This window comes from Streptomyces sp. NPDC101776 (assembly GCF_044766845.1).
GTDB lineage: Bacteria > Actinomycetota > Actinomycetes > Streptomycetales > Streptomycetaceae > Streptomyces.
In genome coordinates, this window is the sequence record NZ_JBIWMV010000020.1 from 85731 (window position 1) to 100964 (window position 15234).

Below are 15234 nucleotides of genomic sequence, written 5' to 3' on the forward strand. Positions count from 1 at the left end.
AAGGACCGCCATGGACGGCATACCCGACCCCGACGAGTTCCGTGCCGACGCCCGGAGTTGGCTGAAGGGCGCGGCGACAGCGCGCGCCGCACACCGGGAATGGGGCAGCGGCGACGACTCGGTGGCCGTCTTCGAGAACTGGACCGAGCCCGAGGAACACGCCCACACCGACCGGACACGGGACTGGGAACGCACCCGCTACGACCAGGGCTGGGGCGCGATCGGCTGGCCCCCGGAGTACGGCGGACGCGAACTGCCCTCGTACTACGAGCAGTTGTACCGTGCCGAGGAAGCCGACTTCGACGTACCGCGACGCACCGAGATCTTCCCGGTCACCCAGCAACTCGTTGCACCCGCGATCCGGATCTGGGGCACCGACGAACAGAAGCGGCGCTGGCTGCGCCCCATGCTGCGCACCGACGAACTCGCCTGCCAGTTGTTCTCCGAGACCGAGGCCGGCTCCGATCTCGCCGCCGTCCGCACCCGGGCCATCCCGAACGGCGACGGCTGGACGCTGACCGGCCACAAGATCTGGACCTCCGGCGCCCGCGTCGCCACCTGGGGTGTCGCCGTCTGCCGCTCGGACCCCACCGTGCCCCAGCACGCGGGCATCACGGTCTTCCTGGTCCGCATGGACGCACCGGGTGTGACCGTACGGCCCATCCGCCAGATGACCGGCGGCGCCAGCTTCAACGAGGTCTATCTGGACGACGTGTTCGTGCCCGACAGCGACCGGCTCGGGCCGGTCGGCGCGGGCTGGCGGGTGACCCTCAGCGTGCTGGCCGCCGAGCGTCTCGACTCCGGCGGCCTCGGGCTGGACAACGCCGAGCGCGCCCTCGACCTCGCCCGGAACCTCCCCCGTCCGCTCACCGGCGGTGAACAGCAGCAGGCGGCCGACCTGTTCGCCCGCGCCCTGGTCCAGCGGCTGATCGCCCTGCGCGTCACAGCCGCCCTGGCCGCCGGCCGTGAACCCGGCGCCGAGGCCTCGGTCGGCAAGCTCCACGCCACCGCGACCATGCGCGCCACCACCGACCTGGTCCAGCAACTCCTCGGGCCACGCCTCGCCGCCGACACCGGGGAGTGGGGCACATACGCCTGGACCGAGCACCTGCTCGGCGCACCCGGATACCGCATCGCCGGGGGCAGCGACGAGATCCAGCGCACCATCCTGGCGGAACGGGTGCTGGGACTGCCCAAGGAACCGAAGGGGACGGGACGTTGACCACCACGACCGAGGTCACCGCACTCGCGGCACGGGTCCGCACACGACTGGCGGAACACCATCCCGGCGTGCCCATCGGGGAGTTGCGCACCCTGCCCGGCGGCCACTCGGGACTCACCTACCGCATCGCTGCCGGTCCGGTCTCGTACGTCGTCAAGGCGGTGCCGCCCGGGCAGCGGCCCGTGGGCCGCAACGACGTGCTGCGCCAGGCCCGGGTGCTGCGCGCGCTGGCCGGATCGCCGGTACCCGTGCCGAGTGTGGTCGCCGTTGACGAAGGTGAACCGGCCTGGTTCGCCATGGAGTTCGTCGAAGGGGAGGCGATCGAGCCGGTCCTCGACGAACACCGGCTCGACCCGGGACTGTGCCGGACCCGGATGCTGGCTCTGGCCCCCGTCCTGCGCGCACTGCATCGGACCGATGCGAAGGGTGACGAACCCCGCTCCCCCGCAGGCGAGTTGGAGCAGTGGCGCCGCACCATGCGGGCCGTTCCGACGGAACTCCGCCCAGGCGGCGAGGCCTTGCTCGCCACCCTCACCGCCACGCCCCCCGCCGGCATCGAACCCGCCCTGACCCACGGCGACTTCCGCCTCGGCAACGTCCTGTGCCAGGGCGAACAGCCCGCCGCCGTGGTCGACTGGGAGATCTGGGGGTACGGCGATCCGCGCATCGACCTCGGCTGGTTCCTCCTCTTCGCCGACCACCGCAACTTCCCCCGGCTCGGCCGGGCCGTACCCGGTCTGCCCGACGAGGACGAGTTGCTCGCCGCCTACCTCGACGGCCGGCCCGAACCCCCCGACCTCGACTGGTTCCGCGCCCTCGCCCGCACCAAGATGGCCGCGATCATGGGCCACAACCTGCGCAGACACCGCGAGGGCAAGCACCACGACCCCGACCAGGAGCGGCTGCCGCCGACGATCGCGGCGATGATCCGCACCGCGCGCGGCCTCCTCGCCCGACGGTCCTGAAGGAGCAGCACCATGGATTTCGGACTCTCACCGAAGGCCGACGAACTCCGCTCGCGCATGGCCGCGTTCATGGACGAGTACGTCCTGCCCGCCGAGGACGTCTTCGACCGACAACTCGCCGAGGCCGCCGACCCGCACGAACTGCCGCCCATCATGCGCGAGTTGAAGGAGAAGGCACGCGCCGAGGGCCTGTGGAACCTGTTCCTCGCCCACGGCGAACTGGGCGCCGGCCTCACCAACCTCGAATACGCGCCGCTCGCCGAGCTGGCCGGACGCTCGATCATCGGCCCCGAGGTGTTCAACTGCTCGGCCCCCGACACCGGCAACATGGAACTGCTCGCCCTCTTCGGTTCGGCCGAGCAACAGGAGCGCTGGCTGCGCCCGTTGCTGGCCGCCGAGATCCGCTCCTGCTTCGCCATGACCGAGCCCGAGGTCGCCAGCTCCGACGCGCGCAACATCCGTACGCGCATCACCCGCGACGGCGACGAGTACGTCGTCAACGGCCACAAGTGGTACACGTCCGGGATCCTCGACCCGGACTGCCGGCTGATCATCCTGATGGGGGTCACCGACCCGGACGCGCCCGCGTACCGGCAGCAGAGCATGCTGCTGATCCCGCGCGACACCCCCGGGATCACCGTGCTGCGCGATCTGCCGATGTTCGGCTACACCGACCGGTGCGGCCACGGTGACGTGCTCTTCGAGGACGTGCGGGTCCCGGTGTCGGCAGTGCTGGTCGGCGAGGGTGAGGGATTCGCCCTGGCCCAGGGGCGATTGGGTCCCGGGCGCATGCACTACGCGATGCGCGCGGTCGGATTCGCCGAGCGGGCACTGGAGTTGATGTGCCGGCGAACTCTGACCCGCAGCGCCTTCGGGGGCGCGCTCGCCGAACAGGGCGTGATCCGGGAGTGGATCGCCCGCAGCCGGATCGAGATCGAGCAACTACGGCTGCTGGTCCTCAAGTCGGCCTGGCTGATGGACACCCAGGGCAACGCGGCGGCCCGTACCGAGGTCGCCGCGATCAAGGTGGCCGCGCTGGAGGTGGCCCACCGGGTGGTCGACCGGGCCGTGCAGGCACACGGAGCAGCAGGGGTCAGCGACGACACCGTACTGGCGCGGCTGTACGCGATCACCCGGGCCCTGCGGATCGCGGACGGTCCGGACGAGGTGCATCTGCGGACGGTCGCGCGACGTGAACTGGCCAAGTATCCAGGGGAGTCGGCGTGAACAGACACGAGACGGACGGACAGTCGCTGTACGGGCGGCAGGCTCTCGGCGGCCGGGTCGCCGTGATCACCGGCGGCTCCCGGGGCATCGGCCTCGGGATCGCCAAGGCGTACCGGGAGGCGGGCGCCCATGTGGTCGTCGCCGCCCGGAAACCGGACGGACTGGCCGCCGCCCGCGAGGAGTTGCTGCGGGCCAAGGGCGACGGCGAGGTGCACGAGGTGGTCGCCAACGCCGGGGAGCCCGAGGACGCCGAGCGCTGCGTCGAGGAGACCGTGTCCCGCTTCGGCCGCCTCGACATCCTGGTCAACAACGCGGCCACCAACCCCTACATGGGCGATCTCCTCGGCCTCGACCTCCCCCGCGCGGAGAAGACCGTACGCGTCAACCAGTACGGCATGATCGCCTGGACCCGGTCCGCCTGGCAGGCCTCGATGCGGGAGCACGGCGGATCCGTCGTCAACATAGCCTCCGTCGGCGGCCTGATCGTCGACCCCCACATCGGCTGGTACAACGCCACCAAGGCGGCCATGCTCCACATGACCCGTCAACTCGCCTACGAACTGGGCCCGTTGGTGCGCGTGAACGCGATCGCACCCGGGCTCATCAAGACCGAACTGGCCCGGGCCGTCTGGGAGCCCAGGGAGCCGGTGCTGACCGCGAGGCTGCCGCTGCGTCGACTCGGGACGGTGGAGGACGTGGCGCACGCGGCCCTCTTCCTGGCATCCGGGGCTTCGTCGTGGATGACGGGGCAGACCCTGGTTCTGGACGGCGGGGCGACCGTGCTGCCGATCGGGGTGGAGGAGTGAGCCAGGAGATCACCGACCTGTTCTCGCTGCACGGCCGGACCGCCGTGGTCACCGGCGCGTCGTCCGGGCTCGGCGCCCGGTTCGCCCTGGTGCTGGCCGCGGCGGGCGCGACCGTCCTCGCCGCCGCCCGACGGCTGGAGAAACTCAAGGAACTCGCCGACGAGGACCCGCGTATCCATCCCGTCGTCTGCGATGTCTCGCGGGCGGAGGACCGCATACGGCTGATGGAGACGGCGCTCGAGGAGACCGGGCGTGTCGATGTGCTCGTGAACAACGCCGGGATGTCCGGCGCCGTGCGCGCCGAGGACGAGAGCGCCGACGACTTCGCGGACGTACTGGCCGTGAATCTCGTCGCGCCCTTCCACCTCGCGCGCCTGCTGGCGGAAGCTCCGGCCCACGACCACGGTCGTACGACCCGGTCGATCGTGAACATCTCGTCCGTCCTCGGGCTGGTCTCCGGTGCGCCGCTCGGCGGCGCGGCCTACGCCGCCTCCAAGGCGGGGCTTGTCGGGCTGACCCGTGAACTGGCGGGACAGTGGGGGCAGTTGGGAGTACGGGTCAACTCCCTTGCCCCAGGCTGGTTCCGCTCCGAGATGACCGACGAGCTCTTCTCCGACGAGCGCGCCCGGCGCTGGGTCGAGCGCGGCACGATGCTGGGGCGCGGCGGCGAACAGGGCGAACTGGACGGGGCGTTGCTCTACCTGGCGTCCGACGCGTCCTCGTACTGCACCGGGCACGTTCTCACCGTGGACGGCGGGTGGACGGCGCGATGAGGGTCACGGTCGAGATCGACGGCCACGGCCTGGCCCGGATCGAGATGTGCCGAGGGGCGGGCAACGCGATCGACCTGACGATGGCCAGGGCGCTGCGGGACGCGGCCGAGGAGTGCGAGCGGGCGCGGGTCCGGGCGGTGCTGCTCACCGCGCAGGGGCGATCCTTCTGCGTCGGCGGCGATCTGAAGGAGTTCGCCGCGCTGCCACAGGAGCGCCTCCGGGAGCACCTCACCGACGTCACCGACGCGCTGCACGCGGCGCTGCGGATCCTCGCCGGACTGGACGCCCCGCTGGTCGTCGCCGCGCAGGGGGCTGTCGCGGGTGCGGGCCTGGGGCTGGTCGCGGCGGCGGACGTGAGCCTCGCGGCGACCGACGCCGGCTTCACAGCCGCGTACACCGCGATCGGGTACACGCCGGACGCCGGGGTCAGCTGGTCACTCCCCCGGCTCGTCGGACCGCGCCGGGCGATGGACCTGCTGCTGACCAACCGACGCGTATCGGCCGCGGAGGCGCTGAGCATGGGCCTGGTGAGCCGGGTCGTGGAGCCGGACCGGCTGAACGACGAAGCCATGCGGACGGCGGGCACGCTGGCGCGCGGGGCCACGGGGGCGTACGGCGCGACACGGCGGCTGGTCGACCGGTCGCTCACCGCCGGCCTCGACGAACACCTCGACGCGGAGGCCCGCCAGCTGGCCGCCGCGGCGGTGTCGTGGGAGGGGCGGGAGGGGGTGGCGGCGTTTCTCGCGGGGCGCCGGGCTGCTTTCGCGGTCCGTGGGAGTGAGGGGGGTGAGATTGAGGGTGTCGGTATCGATCGATCGCCGTCCCGGTCCGGCAGGGGTGGCTCGGTGTGACCAAATGACGGAAGCGCGCGGGACCCCGCCCCGGCCGAACGGCCGGCATCGGTCTCATCGAACCCCGCCCCCGATTCGGTCGGCGGCGGTCATACCGAATCCCGCCCCTCACCGGACCACACGGCAAGCCGGCGAGCCCGGTCGATCTTCGATTCGTAGCCGACTTGAACTTGGGTCTACTCTCGGACGGGCCGGAAGGCGATCGGCACCGGTCGCCAAGGAAAGGGAGTGGCGATGGCGAGGGCACGGATCGTGGATCCGGAGGAAGGGCCCCGGTCGAAGCGCGGCGCGATCCTCGTGGCGGCCGTGGAGCGGTTCGGGGAGGACGGCTACGAGAACACCAAGTGGTCGGACGTGGCCGACAAGGTCGGCATCGGGCAGACCGCCCTGTACCACTACTTCGAGTCCAAGGCCCACTGCCTGCTCACCATCATGCGGCTCGAACTCCAGCGCTCCCACGACCAGTTCGTCGAGGCCACGAAGGACGAGACGGACCCGGTGGAGGAGGTGCGCGCGGCGGTGCGGTCCGCCTTCGCGGTGACCGAGCAGGAGATCCGCCAGATGCGCATCCTCCAGGCCAACATGTCCCTGCTCGCCAATCCGCGGAAGTCCAAGCGCGAGGAGACCGAGCGCGTCGCGGCCCGTCAACTGGTCCAGATGGTCGAGCGGGACTGGACGAGTCTGCTGATGCGCGGCATGTCGAAGGGCGTGTTCCCGCTCCGTGACGCCCACACGCTCGGCCTTTCGGTGCTCGGCATGATCGTGAGCGTCTGGCGCTGGTACCGCCCGACCGGGGCGATCCCCCTGTCGGAGATCAGCGAGATGATCGAGGGGTGCGTGGTGCGGATGGTCGCCGAATAGCCCCTGCCCCGCCCCTTGTCGGGGGCGGGGATGCCGCCTTACAGTCAAACTGAACTGAACTCAGGTTGTTTATTGAGGTCGGACCCTTTGGTGGTGGACGCATCGGTGTCGGACCCGTGGTGCTGAGGGAGAGCGATCTGCGATGGTGCTTCGCGAATACATGGCCAGAATGGACGGCCAGGACCCGGAAAAGGCCCTCGAACTCCTGGAACCCGACTTCCGGTTCCTGATCGCGCTGCCGGGCGGCGGCCGGACCGGCACGTCACGCGAGGACTTCGCCGGCTACATCGCCGGACGGAACGCGGTGGACCGCAGGCACGAGATCGTGCGGTACTCGGTCGACGGTGACGTCGAGACGGCGTACGGCTTCGTCGTCGACGGTGGAGTGACGAGCGGGGCCTTCCTGTCCGCCGCACAGGTGTCTCCGGCCGGACTGATGGCGCGCTACCAGTCGTTCTTCACGCCCGACTTCGACCTCGTGGACCGGCCGTGAGCGCGCCGGCCACGTCCGCCGCCCCGTTCCTGACCACCTGGTTCGGGATCCTGGACAGCGACGACGCCGACCGGATCCTCGACCTGATCAGCGACGACTTCTCCTTCTCCATCCTGTTCTCGACCGGCGGCGACGCCGGCACCGACTTCCACGGCGGCCGGGCCGAGATGGAGGGCTATCTCGCCCAGCGCGCGGTGGGCGTCCGCACCCATCACCTGCTCACCGGGTCCGTCGTCGGCCGGGACGAGCTGTACCTCGGCGAGGTGCGCAGGTCGGGCGAGCCGGAGGCGACCTTCGTCGCCTCCGCCCGGCTGGACGACGACGGCCGGGTGCGGCGCCTGCTGATCGGGCGCTCGCCCGCGGTCCTGTTCACCTGAGGAGACACACGATGTACAACCTCGTCCTGCTCGCCGCCCGGCCGCCCGAGTGGACCCATGAACGGTTCATCGAGTGGTGGCGCGGCGACCACGCCGAACTCACCCGGCGCCTGCCCGGACTCAGGTCCTGGCGGCACACCGACCTCGACGCGGCCCTCGAACCCCGCTCGGAGGGCTGGGACGGCCTCTCCGTCCTGGGCTTCGACTCCCCCGAGGACCTACGCACGGCACTGGCCAGCCCGGAATGGGCGGCGGCCGTCGCCCAGGTCGGCGACATGCGCGGACGCCGGATCGCCGTCATGGGCGGCGAGGCCGAACTGTACGCCGGCCCGGCACAGCGGACCGAGCACACCGGGGCGTAACGCCGGGCCGACCCGGAGCGCCCCCTTCGCAACGAGGCGAGGAAGTGGATGCGACAGACAGTGCGGGAGTTCTACGACCGCTCCGAACAGGCCGACTTCACAGCCGTCGTCGACGACCACGGAGCGCACGGCGCACATGAACTGCTGCGGCGGGCAACCGGGTTGGCCGAGGTGATGAACCCGAACGGCACGCCCGGCGGCACGGTGCTGCTCCAGGCCGACAACTCCTGGCGCACCTTCGTGGCGACCCTCGCCGTGGGCCTGACCGGTGGTGTCCTGGCCTTGGTCAACAGGCACACGACCCGCGCCGAGTTCGCCGGCGCGGTGGCGGACATCCGCCCCGACGTACTGATCGCCGAACCGTCCGCGATCGAGGAGTGGGGCGGTGTCGCGGCGCTGTCGGACGCGGTGACCGCCGAGGCCCTCGACGGGTGGACGGTCCGCGCCGGACTCGGCCCGCGCGATGTCTCCCGCTGGTCCGGCGGCACGCTCATCGGCCTCACCTCCGGCTCCACCGGCCGGCCCAAGGGCGTCGTCCAGTCCGAGAGCGCCCTGCGGTACGCGTGCTCCTGCACGATCGACGTCAACGGCCTGCGCGCCGGGGACGCGGTGGCCGCCGTCGTCCCGCTCTCCTCCACGGCCGCCTACTGCTTCGGCGTCGGCCTCGCGCTCATGCTGGGCGGACCGCTCGTGCTGTCCGGCCGCTGGGACCGTGAGCAAGCGCTCGCGCGGATGGCCGCGCACGACGTCCGGTGGACCATGTGCGTGCCCACCATGGCCCTCCAGATGGGATCGGCGGCGGCCGGTTCCAAGGTCCTGGACGGGGTCCGTTCGATCACCGTCGGCGGCGGCCCCATGGACCGCGGGGCCCTCGCCCGTGCCGAACGCTCCCTGGGGACACGGATCCTGCGCGTCTTCGGCATGTCCGAGTGTCTCGGCCACACCTCACCCCGGCCCGAGGACCCCGAGGAGATCCGCCTCGGCCGCGACGGACGGCCCTTCCCCGGCACCGACCTCAGGGCCGTCGCCCCGGACGGCACCCCTCTCGGGCCCGGGGCGACCGGCCGGGCCCAGGTCCGCGGCCCGTCCCTCTTCCTCGGCTACGCCCGGGACGGCAAGGTCGAACCGCCGGCCCTCACCCCGGACGGCTTCTTCCCCACCGGCGACCTGCTGGTCACCGGCGAGGACGGCACGGTCACCGTCATGGGCCGGGAGAAGGACGTCATCATCCGCGGCGGACGCAACCTCGACATCACCGAGATCGAACGCGCCGTAGCCGCGCATCCGGCGGTGGCCCGCGCCTGCGTGACTCCTGTGCCGGACCCGCTCCTCGGCGAACGTGCCGCCGTACTCGTCGTGGTGGAGGACGGTCACGCCGAACTCGGCCTCGACGAGATCACCGCACACCTCGCCGGCACCGGCCTGTCCAAGGCCAAGTGGCCCGAATTCGCCTTCACCGTAGGCGAGTTGCCCCAGACCACCGTCGGCAAGCTCGACCGGTCGGGCGCCCGCAGGCTCGCCCACGACCTGCACGCGGGGCTCGCCACGCACCTCGACCCGCATCGTCAAGGAGATGAATGACCACGCCGACGACCCGAACTCCCCGTTTCGACCGCGGCCGTTGGGCACAGGCCGGACCCGAGACCGTACGGCCCGGGGTCCATCGCATACCCCTCCCGCTGCCGGACGACGGACTGCGGGCGGTCAATGTCTACGCGTTGCAGGGGCTGACGGAGGGCCTGGTCCTGATCGACGGGGGCTGGTCGATTCCCGAGTCCCGCAAAGCACTTGAGGACGCGCTGGCCCAACTCGGCCACGATCTCGGCGAGATCGACCACATCCTGGTCACCCACATCCACCGCGACCACTACACCCAGGCCGTCGCACTGCGCCGACTGCTCGGCTCCCGCGTCCACCTCGGCGCAGGGGAGCGGCGCGGTCTTGAGTTGCTCGGCGAGCTGCGCACGGACCGGCCGGTCGGCTCACTGGAGACACTGTGCCGCGCCGGGGCACACGAACTCGCCGAGCGGGTCTCGGGGATGTACGACGGCGACTTCGACGCGAGCGTCTGGGAGGCGCCCGACCGCTGGCTGAACGCGGAGGAACTCCGTTTCGGGGACGTGCGGTTGACGGTGATCCCGACTCCGGGTCACACACAGGGGCATGTCGTCTACCTCGACCGTGCGCGGGGGCTGATGTTCTCCGGGGACCACGTCCTGCCGCACATCACCCCGTCCATCGGCTTCGAACTCGGCGGCCCCGCCCTCCCGTTGGGCGACTACCTCGGCTCGCTCCACCTGATGACCACCCTTGCGGACGCCCGGCTGCTGCCCGCGCACGGCCCGGTCGGCGACAGCGTGCACGCCCGGGTCGGGGAGCTGCTGGCCCACCACGACGACCGGCTCGCCGAGGCGCTGACCGCCCTCGGTGAGCGCACCCGCACCGCGTACGAGGTGGCGGGAGATCTCGGCTGGACCCGGCGCAGGGTTCTCTTCGGGGACCTCGGCGCCTTCGACCAGATGCTCGCCGTCAACGAGACGGCGGCGCACCTGGACGTACTGGCGGACCGCGGACGCGCCCGGTGCGCCCGGTCCGACGGGGTCAACCGGTATACGGCGACACCCGGTTAGCGTCGCTCACCGTGCCGTCCAGCCCCCGTCGACGTACAGCTCGGACCCGGTCATGAAGCTCGCGTCGTCGGAGGCGAGGAAGGCCACGCAGGCCGCCACCTCATCGGGCGTACCCAGTCGGCCGAGCGGCGTTCCCTCCACCATGGCGCTCAACCGGGGCGTGTCACGCCACAGTTCGCGGGAGCGGGGCGTCTCGATGAAGCCGGGATGAAGTGAGTTCACCCGCACGCCGCGCTGCGCCCAGTGCAGCGCGGCGTTCTTCGTCATGAGGCGTACGGCGCCCTTGGCCGCGTGGTAGGAGAACTGCGCGCCGAAGCCGCCGACCGTGCCGAAGATCGACGCGACGTTCACGATCGAGCCGCCGCCGGAGCGTTCGATGGAGGGGCCGCCGTACTTCATGCCGAGCCAGACACCGGTCTGGGTCACACCGAGCACCCGCTCCCAGGAGTCCATGGTCTCGGTCTCGACCGTATGCATGGTGGCGATCCCGGCGTTGTTGACCAGCACGTTCAGCTCGCCCAGTGCGGCGGTCGCCGCATGGACGACCTCGCTCCACGCCGACTCGTCCGCGACATCCAGGGCCATCCCGAGGGCACCGCCCCCGACCTCCCCGGCGAGCTTCGCGCAGCGATCGGCGTCAAGGTCGGTCACCACGACCGCCGCGCCCTCGGCCGCGAGCCTGCGCACGACGGCATCGCCGATGCCTCCCGTGGCACCGGTCACCAGTGCCGTCTTCCCGGCCAGTCTGGGCTGCATCGGTTCTCCTCATTTCCTGGTGGGGCGTCACATGACGTGTGGTGGCCCTCAGTTCCGTGCGCCGAGCCACGCGAGAGCGCCGCCGTCGATCACGTAGGACGATCCCGTGATGAAGGCGGCGTCGTCGGAGGCGAGGAAGCACGCCAGCTTGGCGACCTCCTCCGGACGTCCGAGGCGCTCCACCAACTGCGGTGCGGTCAGCTCGCGTTCCATGGCTTCGCGGTCCTTCGCGGCGGCGAAGTAGTCCTGGGCGAGCGGTGTGTCGATGACGCCGGGGCAGAAGCAGTTGCAGCGCACCGGGGCCAGGTCGACCGCGGTGACCTTGGTCAGGTGGATGACACCGGCCTTGGTGACGCCGTAGGCGGGTGCGTTGGGAAAGCCCGTGAGGCCGGACACGGACGCGGTGTTGACGATGGCGGGCCCGCGTCGTGAGCGGCGCAGATACGGTGCGGCGAACTTGGTCGCCAGCCACACCGCCTTGAGGTTGACCTCATAGACCGCGTCCCAGACCTCCTCCGGGAGCGCGTCGACGCCGCGGTCCGGCGCGGTGGTGAACGCGGTCTCGATCGCGCCCGCGTTGTTGACCAGGACGTCGAGTCCGCCGAAGCGCTCCGCCGTGCGCGTCACCATGCCGGCGATGTCGTCCCGCACCCGCAGATCACAGACGATCACCTCCGCCTCCGCCCCGGCGGCACGCACCAGGTGGGCCGTCTCGGCGGCGGTCTCCTCGGTCCGGTCGGCGACGGCCACGGCGGAGGCGCCCTGCCGGGCCATCTCCACGGCGATCGCTCTGCCGATGCCCTGCCCCGAGCCGGTGACGAGGATCGTCCTGCCGTCCAAGGAACCCATCACGAGTCTGCTCCCAGCACATGTCGCGACACCTGAACTGAACTAGCTTCACTTTTCTTGAGTCTAGATTCACGAGGGGTGGGACGGAAGGGCGTCGACTGGGCGCTTTTGTCCCGTCGACGGGTCCGCAGGTCGCGGGTAATCTCCCACAGGCCGCCGCTACCCCACGTCCCGGGAGCGCCGCCATCTGCCGGTATCAGCACGGAGGGCACCCCATGGCTAGACTTGTCCGGTACCTGACATCACTGGTCATAGGTGTCTCCCTCCTGTTCCCGTCCACCGGAACGGCCTCCGCGGCTCCGGTGGCCACAGCTGCCACAACCCCGACCGTCGCCGCCGAAGGCTCCTGGCAGCCACCCCTGTCCACGCGCGGGCGCTACATCGTCGACGCGAACGGCAACCGCTTCCGGCTGAAGTCCGCCAACTGGGACGGCGCCCAGGGTTCCTGGACGGGCAGTGGCAGCGAGGCCGACAACGCCAATCACCACGCCGGACAGAACTCCTACGGCATCCCCCTGGGCCTCGACCGAGTACCGCTGGCTCAACTCATGGCCGACTTCCACAAGTTGGGCATCAACAGCATCCGGCTGCCGTTCTCCAACGAGATGATCCATGACACCGCCGCCGTACCGGACGCCGCCGTGGCGGCCAACCCGCAGTTGCGCGGCCGGACTCCGCTTGCGGTGTACGACGCCGTGGTCTCCGCGCTGACGTCGGCCGACTTCGCCGTCATCCTCAACAACCACACCAACACGTCCCGTTGGTGCTGCGGAGTCGACGGCAACGAACGGTGGAACAGCAGCCAGACGACTGGGCAGTGGGCCGACGACTGGGTGTTCATGGCTCGCCGCTACGCCGCCGACCCCCGTGTGGTGGGAGCCGACCTCTACAACGAGGTGCGCCGTGACGTCTGGAACGACCCGAACTGGGGAAGCGGCGACGATCACGACTGGTTCGCCGCCGCCCAACTCGCCGCCGACCGCATCCTCACCGAGGCCGACCCGAACCTGCTCATCGTCATCGAGGGCATCAACTGGACCGGCCTGCCCATCGACGGTTTCGCCCACGGCCGCCCCCTGCTCACCCCCGCGCTCACGCTGTCGCACACTCTTGTGGCCGCCCACAAACTCGTCTACTCGGCCCACTTCTACGGCTACACCGGCCCCCACCACAGCGGTGCCACCGGCCTCGGCGAGACCAGCGACCCCCGCTACCAGGACCTCGGCCGCGACGCTCTGTTCCAGGCCCTGTACGACGAGGCGTTCTTCGTCTTCCAGGACGACGGCAAGCACTACACCGCCCCCGTGTGGATCAGCGAGTTCGGCATCGGAGCGGGCGAGACCGGCACCGCGGCACGCGCCTGGTTCGGCAACGTGACCGACTACTTCGCCGACCACGACGCCGACTTCGCCTACTGGCCCCTGGTCGGCTGGCAGGGCCACGACGACTGGGCCCTGCTGCGCTACGACACGGACGGCACCCGGCACGGCCTCCTGGACGACACGGACTGGCGCATCGTCGGCTGGCAGCGGCTGATGTCCGCCTCCTCGCTCACCGGTCCGGTCGCCCGGGTCCCCGCTTGGCAGATGCTCGCCACCGACCACGGCGACTACGTCGAGTCCGTACGGGTGCGCGCCACCGGCGACTGGGACACGGGGGCCGCCAAGGCGGCCTGCCCGGACGGCCTGCGGCTGATCGGTCTCGGGCACACCTCGGGCCGGGGACTGTGCACGGACGTCACCGCGGGCGACCTGCGTGCCGCGGACGGCGCCCAGTCGGTCGTCACCGACGAGCGCAACGTTCCCCAGGGCGGCGACTGGGCCTCGGGATACACCAAACTCCAGTGCGCCCAGGGCCAGTTCCTCATCGGCTACAGCCACCGGGGCGTGCGGACGTCGGCAGCCCTCTGCGCTCCCGCCCGTGTCGCACTGGCGGGCACGGGACGCACGGTGTGGTTCGACCGGTCCGACAACCGGCCCGCCGGCGGCGGTGACTTCGCGAGCGGCGACTACAAGGGCCAGTGCGCGGACGACGAGTACGCCGCGGGCATCGCCTACACCACCCGCGCCGGCAGCTCGCCGGGCCCCGCGGCCCTGTTCTGCCGCAAGCCGGCCGGCTGATGCCGATGGCGGGTGGGCGGGTGTCTCAAGAGGGCGGCGGAAGCTGATCGGTCAGGTCGAGGTGTGGTTCGAAGGCGTGCAGCAGGAGCGAGCGCATGCGGTCCGGCTGCATGTCCGTCGAGTTGGCGAGGATCTGGATCGCCAGGCCGTCGACCATCGCGGTGAACCGGTCGGCGAGGGCCTCGATGTCCGCCTCCGGCGCGAGGCCCTCGGACCGGCACTCGTGCAGCACGTCCACCACGACCCGGTACCAGCCCGAGTAGATCCGCCGCTGCGCGGGCCGTAGGAGAGGCTCCAGCATCGCCTGGTTCCAGAACTGGATCCACACCGACCATTCGTCGATGTCGTCGGCGGTGAGCGGGAGTTGGACCTCGATCAGGCGGCGCAGTTTGTCCCGCGCGGACGTCGCCCGGCCGAACTCCTCGTCGAGCCGGGTGCGGAACCGCTGGGCGTAGTACTCCAGCGCCGCGTGCAGCGTGGCTTCCTTGCTGGGGAAGTGGTAGTGCACCGTCGCCGTGCTGGTCCCGCAGTAACGGGCGATGTCCGAGACCCGCACGTTGTGATAGCCCCGGCGCGCGATGAGGACGGTCGCGGCCTCCAGGATCTGGTCCCGGCGTTCCTGTGACGTCACCGGCTGTGCCCGGTCCCGGCCGGCGTCGGGCGGGAGGACGGGCTCCGGACCGGTTCCCTCGACGAGATACGCCGTGGACACCCCGCAGGCCTTCCCGATGGCGGCGATCTCCTCGTCGCGCAGCCGCCGCGTCCCGCGCAGTGCCTTGGAGAGGGCGGTCGGGTCCATGCCGATCCGATGGGCGAGTTCGCGCTGGGAGACGGCGGCGGCCCGGATCGCCGTACGGACGCGTTCCGGCAGATCGGCGACGGTCGCGGGCGGCCGCTCTTCGATGCTGGTCATAACCCGGTCAGTATGTCAGGCACGGATGT

Annotated in this window: 16 protein-coding genes; 13 read left to right on the top strand and 3 right to left on the bottom strand. The window is 71.0% G+C overall.

The genetic code is table 11. The features are described 5' to 3' along the window. Positions 1-10: 10 nt before the first annotated feature. From ACIRRY_RS40975 to ACIRRY_RS41030, 12 genes are all read left to right on the top strand, one after another. Entirely contained in the window at positions 11-1222 is a 1212-nt protein-coding gene (locus tag ACIRRY_RS40975; protein WP_403983565.1) for an acyl-CoA dehydrogenase family protein, read from the top strand. Next, the gene (locus ACIRRY_RS40980; RefSeq protein WP_403983567.1) at positions 1219-2187 is read left to right on the top strand and encodes a phosphotransferase family protein; all 969 of its coding nucleotides are present in this window, start codon (positions 1219-1221) and stop codon (positions 2185-2187) included. The genes ACIRRY_RS40975 and ACIRRY_RS40980 overlap by 4 nt, the downstream gene beginning before the upstream one ends. 12 nt (positions 2188-2199) lie before the next feature. Continuing rightward, positions 2200-3414, top strand: coding sequence for an acyl-CoA dehydrogenase family protein (locus tag ACIRRY_RS40985; protein WP_403983569.1), 1215 nt, complete (start codon positions 2200-2202; stop codon positions 3412-3414). Further along, positions 3411-4220 carry an SDR family oxidoreductase gene (locus ACIRRY_RS40990; RefSeq protein WP_403983571.1) on the top strand — a complete coding sequence of 270 codons (810 nt, stop codon included), beginning with the start codon at positions 3411-3413 and terminating at the stop codon, positions 4218-4220. Before ACIRRY_RS40985 ends, ACIRRY_RS40990 begins: the two co-directional genes overlap by 4 nt. Then, positions 4217-4993 (top strand): SDR family NAD(P)-dependent oxidoreductase, encoded by a 777-nt coding sequence (locus ACIRRY_RS40995; protein ID WP_403983573.1) that lies wholly within the window; start codon positions 4217-4219, stop codon positions 4991-4993. The genes ACIRRY_RS40990 and ACIRRY_RS40995 overlap by 4 nt, the downstream gene beginning before the upstream one ends. Then, positions 4990-5844, top strand: coding sequence for an enoyl-CoA hydratase/isomerase family protein (locus ACIRRY_RS41000; RefSeq protein WP_403983575.1), 855 nt, complete (start codon positions 4990-4992; stop codon positions 5842-5844). The genes ACIRRY_RS40995 and ACIRRY_RS41000 overlap by 4 nt, the downstream gene beginning before the upstream one ends. 234 nt (positions 5845-6078) lie before the next feature. Further along, the gene (locus ACIRRY_RS41005) at positions 6079-6705 is read left to right on the top strand and encodes a TetR/AcrR family transcriptional regulator (protein WP_403983577.1); all 627 of its coding nucleotides are present in this window, start codon (positions 6079-6081) and stop codon (positions 6703-6705) included. Positions 6706-6847: 142 nt separating this feature from the next. Continuing rightward, complete coding sequence (locus ACIRRY_RS41010) at positions 6848-7198, top strand: nuclear transport factor 2 family protein (RefSeq protein ID WP_403983579.1); 351 nt, start codon at positions 6848-6850, stop codon at positions 7196-7198. Then, positions 7195-7575: a hypothetical protein gene (locus ACIRRY_RS41015; protein ID WP_403983581.1), complete on the top strand. Its 381-nt coding sequence runs from the start codon at positions 7195-7197 to the stop codon at positions 7573-7575. The genes ACIRRY_RS41010 and ACIRRY_RS41015 overlap by 4 nt, the downstream gene beginning before the upstream one ends. 11 nt (positions 7576-7586) lie before the next feature. Next, complete coding sequence (locus ACIRRY_RS41020) at positions 7587-7937, top strand: EthD family reductase (protein ID WP_403983583.1); 351 nt, start codon at positions 7587-7589, stop codon at positions 7935-7937. Positions 7938-7985: 48 nt separating this feature from the next. Continuing rightward, entirely contained in the window at positions 7986-9518 is a 1533-nt protein-coding gene (locus ACIRRY_RS41025) for a class I adenylate-forming enzyme family protein (protein ID WP_403983585.1), read from the top strand. Next, a complete protein-coding gene (locus tag ACIRRY_RS41030; protein WP_403983587.1) occupies positions 9515-10567 on the top strand; it encodes an MBL fold metallo-hydrolase in 1053 nt (350 codons plus the stop codon). Before ACIRRY_RS41025 ends, ACIRRY_RS41030 begins: the two co-directional genes overlap by 4 nt. A 6-nt stretch (positions 10568-10573) precedes the next feature. Here ACIRRY_RS41030 and ACIRRY_RS41035 read toward each other — a convergent pair whose 3' ends face one another. Beyond that, entirely contained in the window at positions 10574-11323 is a 750-nt protein-coding gene (locus ACIRRY_RS41035) for an SDR family NAD(P)-dependent oxidoreductase (protein WP_403983589.1), read from the bottom strand. 48 nt (positions 11324-11371) lie between these two features. Beyond that, complete coding sequence (locus tag ACIRRY_RS41040) at positions 11372-12172, bottom strand: SDR family NAD(P)-dependent oxidoreductase (protein ID WP_403983591.1); 801 nt, start codon at positions 12170-12172, stop codon at positions 11372-11374. Positions 12173-12387: 215 nt separating this feature from the next. On the opposite strand from ACIRRY_RS41040, the gene ACIRRY_RS41045 reads away from it, so the two are divergent. Next, complete coding sequence (locus ACIRRY_RS41045; protein WP_403983593.1) at positions 12388-14292, top strand: glycoside hydrolase family 5 protein; 1905 nt, start codon at positions 12388-12390, stop codon at positions 14290-14292. A 25-nt stretch (positions 14293-14317) separates the two neighbouring features. On the opposite strand, the gene ACIRRY_RS41050 is transcribed toward ACIRRY_RS41045, so the two are convergent. Continuing rightward, positions 14318-15205: a TetR family transcriptional regulator C-terminal domain-containing protein gene (locus ACIRRY_RS41050; protein WP_403983595.1), complete on the bottom strand. Its 888-nt coding sequence runs from the start codon at positions 15203-15205 to the stop codon at positions 14318-14320. Positions 15206-15234 lie beyond the last annotated feature (29 nt).

What these genes read in the sequence shown, in the direction of transcription:
- ACIRRY_RS41045 (WP_403983593.1), top strand. Translation starts at nt 12,388, where the DNA reads ATGGCTAGACTTGTCCGGTACCTGACATCACTGGTCATAGGTGTCTCC.
- ACIRRY_RS41020 (WP_403983583.1), top strand. Translation starts at nt 7,587, where the DNA reads ATGTACAACCTCGTCCTGCTCGCCGCCCGGCCGCCCGAGTGGACCCAT.
- ACIRRY_RS40975 (WP_403983565.1), top strand. Translation starts at nt 11, where the DNA reads ATGGACGGCATACCCGACCCCGACGAGTTCCGTGCCGACGCCCGGAGT.
- ACIRRY_RS41010 (WP_403983579.1), top strand. Translation starts at nt 6,848, where the DNA reads ATGGTGCTTCGCGAATACATGGCCAGAATGGACGGCCAGGACCCGGAA.
- ACIRRY_RS41030 (WP_403983587.1), top strand. Translation starts at nt 9,515, where the DNA reads ATGACCACGCCGACGACCCGAACTCCCCGTTTCGACCGCGGCCGTTGG.
- ACIRRY_RS40985 (WP_403983569.1), top strand. Translation starts at nt 2,200, where the DNA reads ATGGATTTCGGACTCTCACCGAAGGCCGACGAACTCCGCTCGCGCATG.
- ACIRRY_RS41000 (WP_403983575.1), top strand. Translation starts at nt 4,990, where the DNA reads ATGAGGGTCACGGTCGAGATCGACGGCCACGGCCTGGCCCGGATCGAG.
- ACIRRY_RS41040 (WP_403983591.1), bottom strand. Translation starts at nt 12,172, where the DNA reads ATGGGTTCCTTGGACGGCAGGACGATCCTCGTCACCGGCTCGGGGCAG.
- ACIRRY_RS41050 (WP_403983595.1), bottom strand. Translation starts at nt 15,205, where the DNA reads ATGACCAGCATCGAAGAGCGGCCGCCCGCGACCGTCGCCGATCTGCCG.
- ACIRRY_RS41025 (WP_403983585.1), top strand. Translation starts at nt 7,986, where the DNA reads ATGCGACAGACAGTGCGGGAGTTCTACGACCGCTCCGAACAGGCCGAC.
- ACIRRY_RS41035 (WP_403983589.1), bottom strand. Translation starts at nt 11,323, where the DNA reads ATGCAGCCCAGACTGGCCGGGAAGACGGCACTGGTGACCGGTGCCACG.
- ACIRRY_RS41005 (WP_403983577.1), top strand. Translation starts at nt 6,079, where the DNA reads ATGGCGAGGGCACGGATCGTGGATCCGGAGGAAGGGCCCCGGTCGAAG.